13 protein-coding genes are annotated in these 17,037 nt (G+C 53.5%); 1 reads left to right on the top strand and 12 read right to left on the bottom strand.

Annotated features, from left to right (window positions below; translation table 11 throughout):
* Nucleotides 1-143: 143 nt before the first annotated feature.
* A complete protein-coding gene (argS, locus tag MUG06_RS03335; RefSeq protein WP_243078491.1) occupies nt 144-1,874 on the top strand; it encodes an arginine--tRNA ligase in 1,731 nt (576 codons plus the stop codon).
* 50 nt (nt 1,875-1,924) lie between these two features.
* On the opposite strand, the gene MUG06_RS03330 is transcribed toward argS, so the two are convergent.
* The 12 genes from MUG06_RS03330 to cheA all read right to left on the bottom strand — a co-directional run bounded on the left by MUG06_RS03330 (nt 1,925) and on the right by cheA (nt 17,029).
* Complete coding sequence (locus tag MUG06_RS03330; RefSeq protein ID WP_215846587.1) at nt 1,925-2,317, bottom strand: flagellar protein FlhE; 393 nt, start codon at nt 2,315-2,317, stop codon at nt 1,925-1,927.
* Nucleotides 2,317-4,416 carry a flagellar biosynthesis protein FlhA gene (gene flhA, locus MUG06_RS03325; protein WP_215846586.1) on the bottom strand — a complete coding sequence of 700 codons (2,100 nt, stop codon included), beginning with the start codon at nt 4,414-4,416 and terminating at the stop codon, nt 2,317-2,319. Before flhA ends, MUG06_RS03330 begins: the two co-directional genes overlap by 1 nt.
* On the bottom strand, nt 4,409-5,557 hold the full coding sequence (flhB, locus tag MUG06_RS03320; protein WP_243077707.1) for a flagellar biosynthesis protein FlhB: 1,149 nt from the start codon (nt 5,555-5,557) through the stop codon (nt 4,409-4,411). The genes flhA and flhB overlap by 8 nt, the downstream gene beginning before the upstream one ends.
* Nucleotides 5,558-5,769: 212 nt before the next feature.
* Nucleotides 5,770-6,411, bottom strand: a complete 642-nt coding sequence (cheZ, locus tag MUG06_RS03315; protein ID WP_215846585.1) for a protein phosphatase CheZ — start codon at nt 6,409-6,411, stop codon at nt 5,770-5,772.
* 9 nt (nt 6,412-6,420) lie between these two features.
* A complete protein-coding gene (cheY, locus tag MUG06_RS03310; RefSeq protein ID WP_215846584.1) occupies nt 6,421-6,810 on the bottom strand; it encodes a chemotaxis response regulator CheY in 390 nt (129 codons plus the stop codon).
* A 39-nt stretch (nt 6,811-6,849) separates the two neighbouring features.
* The gene (locus MUG06_RS03305; protein WP_215848260.1) at nt 6,850-7,899 is read right to left on the bottom strand and encodes a chemotaxis response regulator protein-glutamate methylesterase; all 1,050 of its coding nucleotides are present in this window, start codon (nt 7,897-7,899) and stop codon (nt 6,850-6,852) included.
* Nucleotides 7,899-8,771 carry a protein-glutamate O-methyltransferase CheR gene (cheR, locus tag MUG06_RS03300; RefSeq protein WP_215846583.1) on the bottom strand — a complete coding sequence of 291 codons (873 nt, stop codon included), beginning with the start codon at nt 8,769-8,771 and terminating at the stop codon, nt 7,899-7,901. Before cheR ends, MUG06_RS03305 begins: the two co-directional genes overlap by 1 nt.
* Before the next feature lie 82 nt (nt 8,772-8,853).
* Nucleotides 8,854-10,530 (bottom strand): methyl-accepting chemotaxis protein, encoded by a 1,677-nt coding sequence (locus MUG06_RS03295; protein ID WP_243077706.1) that lies wholly within the window; start codon nt 10,528-10,530, stop codon nt 8,854-8,856.
* 108 nt (nt 10,531-10,638) lie between these two features.
* Complete coding sequence (locus MUG06_RS03290) at nt 10,639-12,201, bottom strand: methyl-accepting chemotaxis protein (protein ID WP_243077705.1); 1,563 nt, start codon at nt 12,199-12,201, stop codon at nt 10,639-10,641.
* A gap of 366 nt (nt 12,202-12,567) precedes the next feature.
* Entirely contained in the window at nt 12,568-14,235 is a 1,668-nt protein-coding gene (locus MUG06_RS03285; protein ID WP_215846580.1) for a methyl-accepting chemotaxis protein, read from the bottom strand.
* Between the two features lie 284 nt (nt 14,236-14,519).
* Entirely contained in the window at nt 14,520-15,014 is a 495-nt protein-coding gene (gene cheW / locus MUG06_RS03280; protein ID WP_215846579.1) for a chemotaxis protein CheW, read from the bottom strand.
* Between the two features lie 23 nt (nt 15,015-15,037).
* The gene (gene cheA / locus MUG06_RS03275; protein ID WP_243078490.1) at nt 15,038-17,029 is read right to left on the bottom strand and encodes a chemotaxis protein CheA; all 1,992 of its coding nucleotides are present in this window, start codon (nt 17,027-17,029) and stop codon (nt 15,038-15,040) included.
* Nucleotides 17,030-17,037 lie beyond the last annotated feature (8 nt).

The raw sequence follows: 17,037 nt of genomic DNA, 5'->3' as shown, positions 1-17,037 counted from the left end.
AACTGCTGACGCCCACAGACAATTCACGTATACTTTCCCCCTCATTTTTTTCCGTTTTGTCTGGGTCATTAACGCCAGGCAAGATGATGATGACGGCTCGTCATCGTTCAGACGAGCGTTTTTCAGCATATGAAGGTAACTCGGTGAATATTCAGGCACTTCTTTCCGCAAAAGTCAGTCAGGCAATGGTTTTAGCCGGCGCGCCCGCCGATTGCGAACCTCAGGTTCGTCAGTCAGCCAAGGTTCAGTTTGGTGATTATCAGGCAAACGGCATTATGGCCGTGGCGAAAAAACTGGGACAAGCGCCGCGACAATTAGCTGAGACCGTGTTGCAGAATCTTGATCTGACAGGCATCGCCAGCAAAGTTGAGATTGCCGGACCGGGCTTCATCAATATTTTCCTTGACCGTCAATGGCTGGCTGAAAACGCTAAGCAAGCGCTGCGTTTGCCTCGTTTAGGCGTGACGCTGGCTGAACCTCAAACTATCGTGATCGATTACTCTGCGCCCAATGTCGCGAAAGAGATGCACGTTGGTCACGTGCGCTCCACCATCATCGGTGATGCCGCCGTACGCACGCTGGAGTTTCTGGGACATAACGTGATTCGTGCTAATCACGTTGGCGACTGGGGAACGCAGTTCGGCATGCTGATCGCCTTTCTTGAGAAGCAGCAGAACGAAGATCATGCAGAAATGGCGCTGGCAGATCTGGAAGAGTTTTATCGTGAAGCGAAACGTACCTATGACGAAGATCCTGCGTTTGCCGAGCGTGCACGTGGTTACGTGGTAAAACTGCAAGGTGGCGATGCCTATTGCCGTGAGATGTGGAAGAAGCTGGTCGACATCACCATGAGTCAGAACCAGAAAATTTATGACCGTCTGAACGTGACGCTGAGCCGTAAAGATGTCATGGGTGAAAGCCTCTACAACGATATGCTGCCAGGCATCGTCAGCGATCTGAAAGAGAAAGGCTTAGCCGTCGAAAGCGAAGGCGCAACCGTGGTGTTTCTGGACGAGTTCCAGAACAAAGAAGGCGATCCCATGGGCGTTATCATCCAGAAAAAGGATGGCGGATACCTTTACACCACTACCGATATTGCCTGTGCCAAATACCGTTATGAAACACTGCATGCCGATCGTGTGCTGTATTACATCGATTCTCGTCAGCATCAGCATCTGCTGCAAGCATGGACTATCGTGCGTAAAGCGGGTTATGTCCCGGAGAATGTGCCGCTTGAGCACCATGCGTTTGGCATGATGTTAGGTAAAGATGGACGTCCTTTCAAAACGCGTAGCGGCGGCACCATTAAACTCGCCGATCTGCTGGATGAAGCTTATCAGCGTGCTTACACGCTGGTGCGTGAGAAAAATCCTGAGATGCGTGAAGAAGAGGTGAAACAGCTGGCGGAAATCGTCGGTATTGGCGCCGTGAAATACGCTGACCTGTCGAAAAGCCGTACCACGGATTACATCTTCGACTGGGATAACATGCTGGCCTTTGAAGGCAATACTGCCCCGTACTTGCTGTATGCCTACACTCGCGTGCTGTCGGTCTTCCGCAAAGCGGGTATCGATGCAGAAACGCTGGATGCCGATCTGTTTATCACTGAAGATCGCGAAGCGCTGCTGGCGACCCGTTTGTTGCAGTTCGAAGAAGTGATCACCCAAGTCGCGCGTGATGGTACGCCGCATGTGATGTGTGCTTACCTGTATGACCTCGCGGGTCTCTTCTCTGGCTTCTATGAGCATTGCCCCATTCTCAGCGCGGAAGAAGAACGTACCCGCCTGAGCCGTTTGCAGCTAGCGGCGCTTACTGCTAAAACCTTGCAGCAAGGTCTCGATACCTTGGGTATCGAAACCGTCGAACGTATGTAAACACAAAAAAACCCCGCTTCGGCGGGGTTTTTTATGCATTTCACCGCGTCTTAGCGGTAGTTCACCATCACTTCACTGCTCACCACGCGCAAGCCCGGCGGCAAACGTCCCGTACCGGCAAAACCAAATACCATATGCAAGGTTTCGTCTGCCGACAGATGCGCCAGGCCGCGGGTGCTGCCGCTGCCTCCGTCAAGCGAAGTGCAGCGCTGCGCTGCGCACAGCTTCACTTCCAGTCCCGCTGGCGCAGGTTTGCTGAGTTGATAACGCCAGTTCACAACGTCGATATAACCGTCTGTATTTTTCGGCGGCAGTAAAGGCTGCGAACGTTGCCAGCCGCCTCGATTCGCCAACAGCGGGCCATTAGCGCTCGCGTGCCATGCGCCGCCCGCAGCCTGGGAACAAAGCGGTAACATGCACAGCAGCCACAGCCAGCGCTTCATTATTTGCCTCCAATGGTCGCCGTCATGCGAATTTGGCGATTGTCGCTCAGCTCCATGTTTGACAGCACCACCAGTTGCGGCAGATTGCGGCGCAGGAAGCGCGCCAGCAACGCACGTAGCGGATGATTCACCAACAATACTGGCGGCGCGCCCAGCATCTCCTGGCGTTGTAATGCATCTTGCGCCTGGCTTAACAGGCGATCGGCAAGGCCCGGTTCAAGTCCACCACCGCCTTGTAACGCCTGTAATAACAAGCGCTCCAACGTGGCGTCCAGACCAATAACCTGCACTTCATCATTACCCGGGAACCACTGCTGCGTAATCGCGCGGCCCAAGGCTACGCGTACGACACTGGTGAGTTCTTGTGGATCGTTCTGAATCGGCGCATGTTCCGCCAGCGTTTCAATAATGGTGCGCATATCGCGAATCGATACACGTTCTATCAGCAAGTTTTGCAGTACTTTGTGCATCGTGGTCAGGGAGATCACGCCTGGCACTAAATCTTCAGTGAGTTTCGGCATCTCTTGCGTTACGCGATCCAACAACTGCTGCGCTTCCTGACGACCAAACAGCTCGCTGGCGTATTGACCAATCAGATGATTCAGATGCGTAGCGACCACGGTACTGGCTTCAACTACGGTAAAGCCCTGAATCTGCGCCTGCTCTTTCAGCGCACTGTCAATCCAGATTGCTGCCAGACCAAAGGCGGGATCCACCGTGGCTTCGCCCGGCAAAGTCCCTGCCGCCGTGCCTGGGTTAATCGCCATCCAACGTCCTGGATAAGCATCACCGCTGCCAATTTCCACACCTTTCATCAGAATACGGTAGCGCGCAGGCGGCAGTTCCATGTTGTCACGGATATGCACCACCGGCGGCAAGAAGCCAACATCCTGCGCCACTTTTTTACGAATACTGCGGATACGGCCTAACAGCTCGCCATTTTGCAGGTGATCGACCATCGGAATCAGGCGATAACCCACTTCCATGCCCAGCGTGTCCTCCAGTTGTACGTCAGTCCAGGACGCTTCCGCAGTCGCTGCGGTTGCCGGGGTATTCTGGGTTTTATTGATGCTGTTGGTCGCCTCGGCACTTTTCTTCGGCTGCATTTCACGTCCGCGCAGCCACCACGCCAGACCCAACAGCGCAGCGGTAAACATCAGGAACACCAGATTTGGCATACCCGGCACCAGACCAAGCAGACCGATGACGCCGCCACTCAGCATTAATACCCGGGGATCCTTGAACAGTTGGCCAACCATCTGCTCGCCAACATCCTGATCGGTCGCAACACGCGTTACGATAACACCCGCTGCCGTTGAAATGACCAGTGCGGGAATCTGTGCAACCAGGCCGTCACCGATAGTCAACAGCGTGTACGTTTCACCCGCATGACCGACATCCATACCATGCTGCACCACACCCACCAACAGGCCGCCGATCACGTTAATCACCATGATCATGATGCCCGCGATAGCATCACCACGCACAAACTTACTGGCACCGTCCATCGAACCATAGAAGTCCGCTTCTTGCGTCACTTCCATACGACGGCGTTTGGCTTCCTCTTCACCAATCAAACCCGCGTTGAGGTCGGCATCAATCGCCATCTGCTTGCCGGGCATCCCGTCAAGCACGAAGCGCGCGCCCACTTCGGCGATACGGCCCGCACCTTTGGTGATAACCATAAAGTTAATGATCACCAAAATGATGAAGACCACGATACCGATGGCGAAGTTACCGCCCACCAGGAAGTGGCCAAACGCTTCCACTACCCGGCCCGCTGCCGCCCCGCCGGTATGCCCTTCCATCAGGATGATACGGGTTGAGGCGACGTTCAGCGCCAGTCGCAGTAAGGTGGAGAACAGCAGAATGGTAGGGAACGCCGCGAACTCCAGCGTGCGCTGGGTAAACATCGCCACCAGCAGCACCATGATGGAGAGCGCGATATTAAAGGTAAACAACAGGTCGAGGATGAACGGTGGCAGAGGCAACACCATCATCGACAGAATCATCAGGATCAGCACCGGACCGGCTAATACCTGCCATTGCATATCTTTAAAGTTTCCCGGTAAACGCAATTTTGCGGCCAGATTAGCCATCGTTTCTGTTCTCTCCTGCAAAGTCCATATCTACCGGAACCGGCAGATCTTTTGGTTTGGTTGGGATGAGGCCGCCTTCGCGTTTCCAGCGACGCAACTGCCAAACCCACGCCAGCACTTCCGCCACCGCCGCATACAGCGCGCCGGGAATATGTTGACCAATTTCAGTATGACGATACAACGCACGCGCCAGCGGCGGTGCCTCCAAAACCGGGATGCGATGTTCAGCCCCCAGTTCACGAATTCTCAAAGCAATTTCCCCTGCGCCTTTTGCGACGACTTTCGGCGCACTCATTTTTTTCTCGTTATATTGCAGCGCCACAGAATAGTGCGTTGGGTTAGTCACGATGACGTCGGCTTTTGGCACATCAGCCATCATGCGACGGCGCGCAGCGGCGCGCATTTGCTGACGAATACGCCCTTTAACGTGCGGATCGCCCTCTTGTTGTTTGTGTTCATCGCGAATTTCCTGGCGAGACATACGCAGTTTTTTGTAATAGCTGTAGAGCTGCCAAAAAACGTCATAACCCACCATCGGCACCAGCCCAAGGATCACTAATGCACAGCACACCGCAATCATATCCATGCCGTGAATCAGCGCGCTGGTTGGCGACTCGCTGATTAAACGCAGCATTTCCGGCCAGTGTGACAAGATGTACCAAACGCCTACCGACCCCACCAGGATGGTTTTCAAAATCCCTTTAAACAGTTCAGTCCAGGCCTGCGCGGCAAACATGCGCTTAAAACCTGGCAACGGATTGAGCTTGGTGAAATCAACTTTGATCGACTTGCCGCTGAAGACGATACCGCCAAGCAGCATCGGAGAAGCAATCGCCACTAACACCAAACCACCCATTAAAGGCAGCAGCGCCAGAATCGCCTGGCCGATCAGGCTACTGATATGGGCAATAATGATTTTGTCATCCGTCACCATGCCATGGTCAAAATGGAGACCCGCAGCCACCATGCCCGCTAATCGATGCGCCATCATGTTGCCGCCCATCCACAGGATCATGATGCCAGCCAGCAGCATTAACAGTGACGTCAGCTCGCGCGAACGCGGAATATCACCTTCCTCACGCGCTTTCTCAAGTCGGTGGGGCGAGGGCGATTCTGTTTTGTCCTCGTCGCTATCAGCCACGAAAAACCTCGGTGGAGTGGAATTCTGAGCATAGGATGCCAAATTTGAGTTTGGTTAAAGCGGGGATAAGACGCGCAAAAGCGCTGTTCTTTTGCGGATGGAAAAGAGATGGGATGAAAGTCCGCCGTTAAGCGGACCTTTCTAACTGCCGGTGTGACGTTAAGCCTGAACGACTTAACGCCACACCGGCAGGTAAAACACCATTAGCAAAATCAAAAGCCTAAGCTATCCAGTAAATCATCAACCTGATCCTGGTTCGCGACCACGCCCGGTGCATCGGAGTGAATCTGCGGCCCGTTCAGCAGGCTGGTGCCTTCCTGACGCTTCTCGGCGCTGACTTCAGGCATGTTTTCCAGCAGCACCATTAATAACTGGCGCTCAATTTCCTGAATCACATCCATCATGCGCTTGATTACCTGACCGGTAAGGTCCTGGAAATCCTGCGCCATCATGATTTCGAGCAGCTGCTTGTTGGTAAAGGACGTGTGACCTGGCACGGCACCGAGGTATTCGCGCGTATCCGTCACCAACTCACGTGCATCGGCCAGTTCGATTGGGTTTTCAAACCATGCATCCCAACGCCCTTTCAGCTGGGTTGCGCCGGCTTCCATTTTGTCCTGATGCGGTTGTGCCGCTTCCACGCAGTTTAACGCACGGTCAGCGGCCTGCGCCGTCATTTGAACCACATAGTCCAGACGATCGCGGGCATCAGGAATTGCTTCGGCGGCTTCGGCAATGGCTTGATCAAGCCCCAGCTCGCGCAGACTTTCACGCAACATACGCGTGAGCGAGCCAATGCGGCTAATAATGTCGTGTGCCGAGGCATCCTCAGTTGATTTCGGAAGGTCGCTCATCACATCTCCTTACAGGCCCAGTTTTTCGAAAATCTTGCCCAATTTCTCTTCAAGCGTCGCCGCAGTGAACGGCTTAACGACATAGCCGCTGGCACCGGCCTGCGCGGCAGCAATGATGTTCTCTTTCTTCGCTTCCGCGGTGACCATCAAAACTGGCAGGCTGCTCATCGCTGCATCTGCACGGATAGTTTGCAACAGTTGCAGACCATCCATATTCGGCATGTTCCAGTCGGAGATGACAAAGTCAAAGCCACCTGCACGCAGTTTAGCCAGCGCATCAACGCCATCTTCTGCTTCTTCTACGTTATTAAAGCCCAGCTCTTTTAGCAGGTTACGCACAATACGACGCATCGTGTTGAAGTCGTCTACCACTAAAAAGCGCATGTTTTTATCAGCCATATCTACTCCTGTGTTATCTCGCCCGGCAGGACGGGCCTGTTAAATACGCAATGCCTGTCCGGCGCTAATTTTCGCCAGCATATGCTGACTGATGTTGCTTAAATCCACGACTTCGCTCACGCCGCCTGCGGCAATTGCCTCACGCGGCATGCCAAATACCACACAGCTGGCTTCGCTTTGGGCGATGGTCCAGGCGCCAGCACGATGCATTTCCAGCATCCCCGCCGCGCCGTCGTTGCCCATCCCGGTGAGAATCACGCCCACCGCGTTGCGTCCAGCGTTACTCGCCACCGATCTAAACAGCACATCTACTGACGGTTTGTGCCGATTAACCGGTGGCCCTTCATTGAGTTTCACCACATAGTTAGCGCCGCTACGGCCCAACTCCATGTGCATCGCGCCGGGCGCAATATAGGCGTGACCGGGAAGAATTCGCTCACCATCTTCGGCTTCTTTCACCGTGATCTGGCACAGCTTATTCAGGCGTTCAGCAAAAGAGCGGGTAAACCCGGGCGGCATATGCTGAGTAATCAGCAGCGCTGGGCTGGTGGCCGGCAGCGGTTGCAGCACGTGACGAATCGCTTCGGTACCGCCGGTTGACGATCCAATCGCAATCAGCTTTTCGCTGCTCAGCAGCGGCCCCGCTTTCAGCTTGACCGGCACTGGCGTTGAGGTACGCACATGCAATTGCGCTCGCGCCGCCGCACGTATTTTGTCGCCTATCATCTGGCTGTAAGCCAGCATGCCTTCACGGATACCCAACTGCGGTTTGGTGACAAAATCCACCGCCCCCAACTCCAGAGCTCGCAACGTGATTTCCGAGCCTTTACCGGTCAGCGAAGAAACCATCACCACCGGCATTGGACGTAAGCGCATCAACTTTTCCAGAAAGTCGAGCCCATCCATGCGCGGCATTTCTACGTCCAGCGTCAGTACCTGCGGGTTGAACTGCTTAATCAAATCGCGGGCAACTAAAGGATCGGGCGCGGTAGCAACCATCTCCATATCGGGATGACTGTTGATGATTTCCGTCATCAACTGACGCATCAGCGCAGAGTCATCCACGCACATCACGGTGATTTTGCTCATCATCTTTCCTTAGTCAGTCCATAGACGGTTTGCCCACGCAGCCAAAACTCTTTACTGATTTGACTAAAGTTCTCTGAGTGACCAGCAAACAGAATGCCGCCTGGCTTCAACAGCGGGACAAACCGACGCAGAATTTTTTCTTGCGTCTCTTTATCGAAATAGATCATCACGTTGCGGCAGAAAATCGCATCGAACGGCCCCGGCACTTTCCAGTCATTCGCCAGTAAATTAAGCTGGGCGTAGGTGATCGTACTGGCCAGTTCAGACCGTACCCGTACCATGCCTTCATGCGGACCGGTGCCGCGCAGGAAAAAGCGCTGCAACTGCGCCGGTGACAACGTGCGTAACTCTTCATGGCGATAAACACCTGCCACGGCTTTCTCTAAAACCTGCGTATCGATATCGCTGGCATGAACCTGAAATTTACCCGGCCCGCTACCCAGCGTTTCAGCCAGCGTCATGGCGATTGAGTAAGGTTCTTCGCCGGTAGACGCAGCGGTACTCCAGACATTGAAACTGCCCTGCCGCTTACGTGCATGTTCAGCGAGGATAGGAAAATGGTGCGCCTCGCGGAAAAACGCCGTCAGGTTGGTGGTTAATGCATTAATAAATGCCTGCCATTCAGCGCTGTTAGGATCGTGTTCCAGCAACGCCAGATAACGACCAAAATCATCTATGTTCAGCGTGCGCAGGCGGCGAACCAAACGGTTGTAAACCATTTCGCGCTTGTGATCGGCCAGCACAATACCTGCTCGTTGATAAATCAACTGGCTGATACGACGAAAATGCGTATCTGAGAGCGGTAAACGCTGAACCATTTGCGACAGCAGCGTCGTCGCCTCACTTTGATCCAATAACGTCGATTTCTTCATTTCTGCACCTGGCACTGAACTAAACACATTAACGATCTGCTGCTATGCCCAACCCTGTTTCAGGGCTGGGCCATCCAGGCGATTAAAAGGTTTCCCAGTTATCGTCACTACGAGAACCAGACTGACGGGCAACCGTCAGCGGCGCATCCAATCGGAGAGTTTTTGGCGCCGTTGTCTTGTTAACGGCCTGGGCGACAAATTCTTTACCAATATTGAACACTGATACGGCTTGTTTTAAGTTGCTGGCCTGATCTTCCAGGGCTGCGGCCGCCGCTGCGGACTCTTCAACCAGCGAGGCGTTCTGCTGCGTGACGCGGTCCATTTCAGTCACGGCAAGGCCAACCTGGTCGATACCGCGGCTTTGTTCGTCAGACGCAGAGGCGATCTCGCCCATGATGTCGGTAACGCGCGTCACCGCGCTGACGATCTCGCTCATGGTGTCGCCAGCGCTTTCCACCAGCACCGAACCGGTATTAACGCGGCTCACGGAATCTTCAATCAACCCTTTGATCTCTTTTGCAGCCTGCGCACTACGCTGCGCCAGGCTGCGTACTTCACCGGCAACCACCGCAAAGCCACGACCCTGTTCACCGGCACGAGCGGCTTCCACAGCGGCGTTCAGGGCGAGGATGTTGGTCTGGAAGGCGATACCATCAATCACGCTGGTAATGTCCGCGATTTTCTTCGAGCTACCGGCGATTTCCTTCATCGTAGTGACCACGCCATCCACTACTTTGCCGCCCTGCTGCGCGGTTTCGGAGGCATTAAGGGCCAGTTGCGAAGCCTGACGCGCATTTTCCGCGTTCTGCTTCACCGTCGCGGTCAGCTGCTCCATGCTGGCAGCGGTCTGCTCCAGCGAGGCCGCTTGTTGCTCGGTACGTGAAGAGAGATCGTTATTACCTACGGCGATTTCGCTGGCACCGGTATAGATCGCATCGGAACCATCACGCACCGTCCGTACAGTGCGCACCAGCTCTTGCTGCATATTTTGCAATGAGCTCAGTAATTCACCGATTTCGTTACGCACGGTAACGTCGATGGACTGAGTCAGATCACCACGCGCAATATGCTGAATATGTTCCATGCTCTGTTTCAGCGGGCGAATGAGTACGCTGCGCATCACATTCCACACCAGCACAATCACCAACAGCGTGACGAACAATGTGCCAATCACGATAGAGATAGAACGTTGATAAGCGTCGTTATTGGCTTCCACACCGCGCTTGGCGAGCACCAGGTTGTAACGCATCCACGCGTCGTAATCTGTCTGGAATTTGTCCTGGTAACTTTGCGTAGGCTGGTCAATAAATCCTTTGAAGTTGCCGCTGTTCAAAAACACGATCAGCTCAGCCAGCGCATCGTGATACGCCTTGTAGTTAGCTTGCAGCGTCAACACGTTTTCTGCGGTTTTGCCTTTTTCTGACAGGTTGGCGTTGAAGGTATCGAAGCCCTGTTCTGCGCGTTTTAATTCGCTGCTGGCCAGCGCCACTAACTCTTTAACGCTGGCACCGGAACCGGACATTTGTGCATCTTGCAGATAGCGGATCCCGGCACGGTTCAGGGTGTTACGTGCCTGAACCAGTGATACCCATGAGGTGCCCATCGCCTGCTGTAAGGTGCTCAGACGTTGGTTATAAGCGAAGTTCTCTTTGTCAGAACTTACCGTTTTGAAAAACATTCCCCCGGAAAACAGCTGTAGCAAGGCAAATAATGCCAGCACGCACAGCAGGCCGGAGACAACTCGTACTCGACTAAACATAAACACCTCATTGGTTGCGATTCACTTCTGTTTATCGGCGCGAGTGAAGGGAACTTTATGTGCGGCGGCACGGATTGGACCCGCCGCCGCCGAAAGGAGATACCGAGGTTATGTGCGAACCGTTTTAAACACCGAAACGGCCTGCGTTAATGCGCTGGCTTGCTGTTCAAGTGCCGCCGCCGCCGCCGCAGATTGTTCAACCAGCGAGGCGTTTTGCTGGGTCACGCGATCCATTTCAGTCACCGCCTGGCCCACCTGCTCAATGCCGCGACTCTGCTCGTCAGACGCAGAGGCGATTTCACCCATGATGTCGGTTACGCGAGTCACCGCGCCGACGATGTCACTCATGGTGCTACCGGCGCTTTCCACCTGTAACGAACCGCTATTGACGCGGGAAACCGAGTCTTCGATCAAGCCTTTGATCTCTTTCGCTGCCTGCGCGCTGCGCTGCGCCAGACTGCGTACTTCACCGGCCACCACGGCAAAACCCCGGCCTTGCTCACCGGCGCGAGCCGCTTCTACTGCCGCGTTAAGTGCAAGGATGTTGGTCTGGAAAGCAATGCCATCAATCACGCTAATAATGTCGGCGATTTTCTTCGAACTGCCGGCAATCTCTTTCATGGTACTGACCACACCATCTACTACTTTGCCGCCCTGCTGTGCCGTTTCAGATGCCGTCAGTGCTAATTGCGAGGCCTGACGGGCGTTGTCGGCGTTCTGTTTTACCGTTGCGGTAAGCTGTTCCATGCTGGCAGCCGTTTGCTCCAGCGAGGCCGCTTGCTCTTCGGTGCGCGCAGAAAGGTCGTTATTTCCTGCCGCGATTTCGCTCGCACCGGTAAAAATTGCGTCAGAGCCGTCGCGCACATCACTGACGGTGTTCATCAGCGACTGCTGCATTTCCTGTAAACCTGCCGCCAGCTGGCTCATTTCATTGCGCCCTTCCACGCTAATCGGTTGAGTTAAATCGCCCGCAGCGATAGCGCGAATATGCTCCAGCACCCGATGCAGCGGCTGAATCAAAACCTGACGCAGACCAAACCAGCATGCAGCGATTACCGCAATCACCGAGGCCGCCACAATACCCAGCAACCACATCATCTGCGTAAAGGCTTTTTGGTTCTGTAATAAACCTTGCTCAGAAAGCTCAGTCTGTTTTGCACGCCATTCGCTGTAGCTGACTTTCATGTCGTTCTGTTTCTGTTCGATGTTCTGTTTGAACATCCCTTCCAGATCGTTGGCCTGCAAACGTTCCAGCATCGCTTTTAAGCCATCATGGTAATTTGCGTAATCCGCCTCAAGGCGATCGCGTATAACGTTATCGAACCCTGGCGTACCCGGTAAGTTGTAATAAACCTGGAAAGAGCGATCGGCTACTGCCAGCTGTTGTTTTGCCTGATTAATCAGGTCATTTAGATTGCCGCCGTTGATTTTCGACGCCATGTTGGTTTGCAAACGCAACATCGCGCGGTTGAGCACAGTGCGCGTCTGGTTAAGTTCGATCCATGCATCGCTCATTGCTGTGACGTTACGTGTTGAGATTTGCGACAGTGCGAAGGCTTCTTTATCTTTGTTTAAAGCCGACCAAAACAGGCTGCCCGAAAGTAACTGTAAAGCGCCAAAAATCACCAAGACTGCGATCAGGCTGGTCACCACTTTTATTCGTTTCAACATCTTTTTCCCCGGAAAATTGGTTAAGGTGCAGCGGCTATATCGGCGCTGAAATGGGATTTGTTAGTAGGTTTTCCCTGTTTTACAAAACAACTGACTTTTGTAATTAATCTAAGTAGTCGTTAATTTTGTGTGGGTATTTGCGGCGGGATGGGTAATGCGTTCAGGGAAGGCGTGAGCTGACATGTTGAAAACAAACGGCACATTGCGGTTATGAAGGTGGGAAGCTCGGTCGCGGCGTAAAGCGTCCGCCACAGGGCGCTGTTTATGCCATCTTTACGCAGTGGCCCGTGCTTTTCGTCTGAAAAGCACGGGATGTTGAATGCGATGCGAGTGTAAAATCCCGCATCACGGTACTAAAGAGAATGCTTAAAACGTTTCCCAGTTCGTATCATTAACCGGCGTAGTCAATGCTTTACGCGGTGTATTCAACGTAGGCGCAGCACTCGGGATCGGCTTAGTTAACGTCTGAACAGCCTGCTCGCGGCGAACTTTAAACACCGCAACCGATTGACTCAAACGGCTGGCCTGCTCTTCCAGGGAAGCCGCTGCAGCAGCCGATTCTTCTACCAGCGAGGCATTCTGCTGGGTCACGCGATCCATCTCTGTTACCGCCTGACCTACCTGATCAATACCGCGACTTTGCTCATCTGACGCCGACGCGATTTCACCCATGATATCGGTGACGCGCGTTACCGCGCTGACGATATCACTCATGGTTTCGCCTGCAGTGCCCACTAAGGCAGAACCGGTGTTAACACGATTCACAGAATCTTCGATCAGGCTTTTGATCTCTTTTGCGGCTTGCGCACTGCGCTGGGCCAAATTACGCACTTCACCGGCAACTACGGCAAAACCTCGTCCCTGCTCTCCAGCACGCGCAGCTTCTACGGCAGCGTTCAGTGCCAGAATATTAGTCTGGAAGGCGATGCCATCGATCACGCTGGTAATATCCGCAATTTTCTTGGAACTTCCGGCGATATCGCTCATGGTTTTCACCACGCCATCCACCACATTACCGCCTTTCTGCGCAGTTTCTGAGGCGCTCAGCGCCAGTTTGGATGCCTGACGTGCATTTTCAGCATTCTGCTTCACGGTCGCGGTGAGTTGCTCCATGCTGGCAGCGGTTTGCTCCAGCGAAGCGGCCTGTTCCTCTGTACGCGCAGAGAGATCGTTGTTACCGGCTGAGATTTCGCTCGCGCCCGTAAAAATGGCATCTGAACCGTCGCGCACGTTGCTCACAGTGCGCACCAGCGACTGCTGCATCTCATGCAGACTCGCGGCTAACTGACTCATTTCATTGCGCCCTTCCACCACAATAGATTGGGTCAAATCACCCTGAGCAATGTGTTGGATATGGGTGATATTGCTGTTTAGCGGATTGATCAGCACGCGGCGCATCCCGACCCAACACAACGCAATAATAATAATAACCAGCGCTGTGATGAGACCGAGGATCCCTAACATGCGATCGTAAGCATGGGCGTTTTCTTCGACACCCGCAGCGGTCAGACGGTTTTGATCGGTACGCCAGTCGGTATAAATTTTCAGGAAAGCGCTCTGGCTCGGTGCAACGGGCGCTTTAGCCGCGCCGTCCATATCTTCAGCCATCAACGCTGAATGCAGTTGACCTAACGCAGCAGCATACGCGGCGTAGGATTCATCCAGCTGATTATTGAGCTGGGCATTTTGTCCCGGCGTATCTGGCGTGGTTTTAAAGGTTTTATAGAAGCTAGCGCCACGCTCCTGAAAACGTTGGCTGTCGCTAAACAATGCTTCAACATCGGCCTCTTTACCGGACAGTTTGCTAGTTGCCATACGAAGCTGAACGCGAGTCAATGCAACGCGACTCTGGTTAAGGTTCATATAGGCATCATTTAGCGCATCAGTATTTTTGCTCGCTAACTGCGACACCGCGAAACTCTGCTTATCGTGGCTTAGCGCTTTATAAAAAATTGAGCCGGAAATGAGCTGCAACAAGCCGAACATCAGTAACACCAGCAGTAAACTGGTTACAACACGGATTTTTGATAACATGATTGACCCTGAAAAAATGTGTAATAAAAGACGAACGAATTATCGGCAAGCAGAGAGAAGAAATTAGAGAGAGGATAACTATTATTATTTGATTTATAAGTGAATGTTTCAGTAATGAACTATACCCTATATCATTCGAATCGCTGGAAGGCGGCAAACGAGTGACCCCCAATGAGCTGACCAAAGTCAGTAATTTGGGTGAATAAGAGCAGCCAACGCATCAGCGACTTGAAGTAGGACGGGTATATCACGGACCGACCAAAGGCCGATCCGTGATTGCAGAATCAGGCGCGCAGCCCATCCACTAACGCCATCTCATCGCTGCTCAGCAACTTTTCGATGTCGACCAAAATCAGCATGCGATCGCCGAGTGCGCCAAGCCCTGTCAGGTATTCGGTAGACATGGTCACGGCAAATTCTGGTGAAGGACGAATTTGGTCTTGCGTTAATGACAGCACATCAGACACGCCGTCAACCACGATACCCACTACGCGGTTTTCCAGGTTCAACACGATCACTACCGTGTTGTCGTTGTACTCCACATCCGGTTGGGAAAACTTCACGCGCAGATCGATAATCGGCACGATTACGCCACGCAAGTTGGTGACGCCACGGATGAATTCTGGCGTATTCGCAATACGTGTTACCTGATCGTAACCACGAATTTCCTGAACCTTGAGGATATCAATGCCGTACTCTTCATCGCCCAGCGTGAAGACCAGGAACTCCTGGCCGACGGTTTCGCCAACGATTTTTGTCACGGTTGCCATTCCAGTCATGTTATTTACCCTTTCTTTATCAATCAGGCGGCAGCGCCAGCCACACGTTTTTCACGGTTGAGTGATTGCAGCGCAGAAACATCCACGATCAGCGCCACGCTACCATCGCCAAGGATGGTGGCCGCAGAGATGCCCGGCACTTTACGATAGTTACTTTCCAGATTCTTCACGACGACCTGATGTTGACCAATCAGTTGATCCACCAGCAGCGCATAACGCTTGCCGGCGCTTTGCAGAATAACGACGATGCCTTGTGTCGCTTCGGTTTTCGCGCCCCGCACATCAAATACGTTCCACAATTCCACCAGCGGCAGATATTCACCGCGCACTTCCAGCACGCATTCGCCACCCGCCAACGGTTTCAGCTCTTCGGCACGCGGTTGGAGCGATTCCATTACCGCATTAAGCGGCAGAATGAACACTTCGTTAGCGACGCGAACGGACATGCCGTCGAGGATCGCCAGCGTCAACGGCAGCAAAATACGGATGGTGGTGCCTTTGCCCTGCTTCGACGCGATTTCAACGTGGCCACCCATTTCCTGGATATTACGTTTCACCACGTCCATGCCAACGCCGCGCCCGGACACATCGGTCACCTGCTCAGCGGTAGAGAAGCCGGGTGCAAAGATCAGCATGCCGACCTCTTCATCGCTCATGTTTTCGCTGACCGGCAGGCCAGAAGAGAGCGCTTTAGCGAGAATACGTTCACGGTTCAGACCAGCACCATCATCAGAGACTTCAATGCAGATATTGCCCCCCTGATGTTCCGCCGACAGTGTTAAATTACCGGTGGTCACTTTGCCTGCAGCCAGACGTTTTTCGGGTGTTTCAATACCGTGATCGAGGCTGTTACGCACTAAGTGGGTTAACGGATCGATAATGCGTTCGATCAGGCTCTTATCGAGTTCAGTTGAACTTCCAAGCAGCGTTAGCTCGATTTCCTTGCCCAGCTTACTGGCAAGATCGCGCACCAGTCGCGGGAAGCGGCTGAATACATATTCCATCGGCATCATACGAATCGACATCACCGACTCTTGCAGGTCGCGGGCGTTACGCTCCAGCTGTCCCATGCTGTTCAGCAAATCGCCATGTGCGACAGGATCAAGTTCACCGGAACGCTGTGCCAGCATCGACTGGGTAATCACCAGTTCACCGACCAGGTTAATCAGCTGATCGACCTTTTCAACCGCAACACGAATGCTGCTGGATTCGCTGGCTTTGGCGGGCGCAGCAACGCGCTTGCTTTCGCGTTTAGCCGCAACCGGAATGTCTGTCACGGTCGCGGTTTCAACGGCTGCCACAACAGGTGCGGCAACGACCGGTGCGCTGGTTGGCGCTTCAGCCGCTTGAGCCGCTTGAGCCGCTTCAGGGAAACGAATTTGCGCTTCATCAATCACGAAACAGAGCACCGCAACGATGTCATCTTTGCCGACGCCGTCAATATTGACTTCCAGAGAGTTGCTGCCCTTCTGCACGTTACTTAACGTGCCGAGGTTGCCCATCTCTTCCAGCATCAAATCGACTTCGCGCTCTTTGAGATCGACTAACTGGACACGCAACCCACCGGTGCTTGGTGCAACCTCGACGGGCGCAGCAGCAGCGGGCACAGCGACGTTGGCCGGTAAACCTTTTGCCTCTAACGCCAGCTGGCGTAACGCTTCACAGATATATTTGAAGCTTTCCGCGTTTGGCTCTTGCGCGGTTTTATAGGCATCGAGCTGTTCTTGCATAATATCTTTGGTTTCCAAAAACAGGTTGATGATGTCGGTGCTGAGCTGCATCTCGCCGCGACGAGCACCATCCAGAATGTTTTCCAGGATATGAGTGGTTTCCTGTAATACCGTAAAGCCAAAAGTACCGGCTCCGCCTTTTATAGAATGGGCGGCGCGGAAGATGGCGTTAAGCTGTTCGGAGTCTGGTTCCTGGGGATCAAGTCCCAACAGGTGTTGTTCCATATCCGCTAACAGCTCATCGGCTTCATCAAAAAACGTCTGGTAAAAATCGCTGATGTCCATGCTCACGG

This window comes from Pantoea sp. MQR6, from assembly GCF_022761075.1.
GTDB classification, from domain to species: Bacteria; Pseudomonadota; Gammaproteobacteria; order Enterobacterales; family Enterobacteriaceae; genus Pantoea; species Pantoea phytostimulans.
Note: the sequence above shows the minus strand (reverse complement) of the source record. Positions and strands in the feature narration are given on the sequence as shown.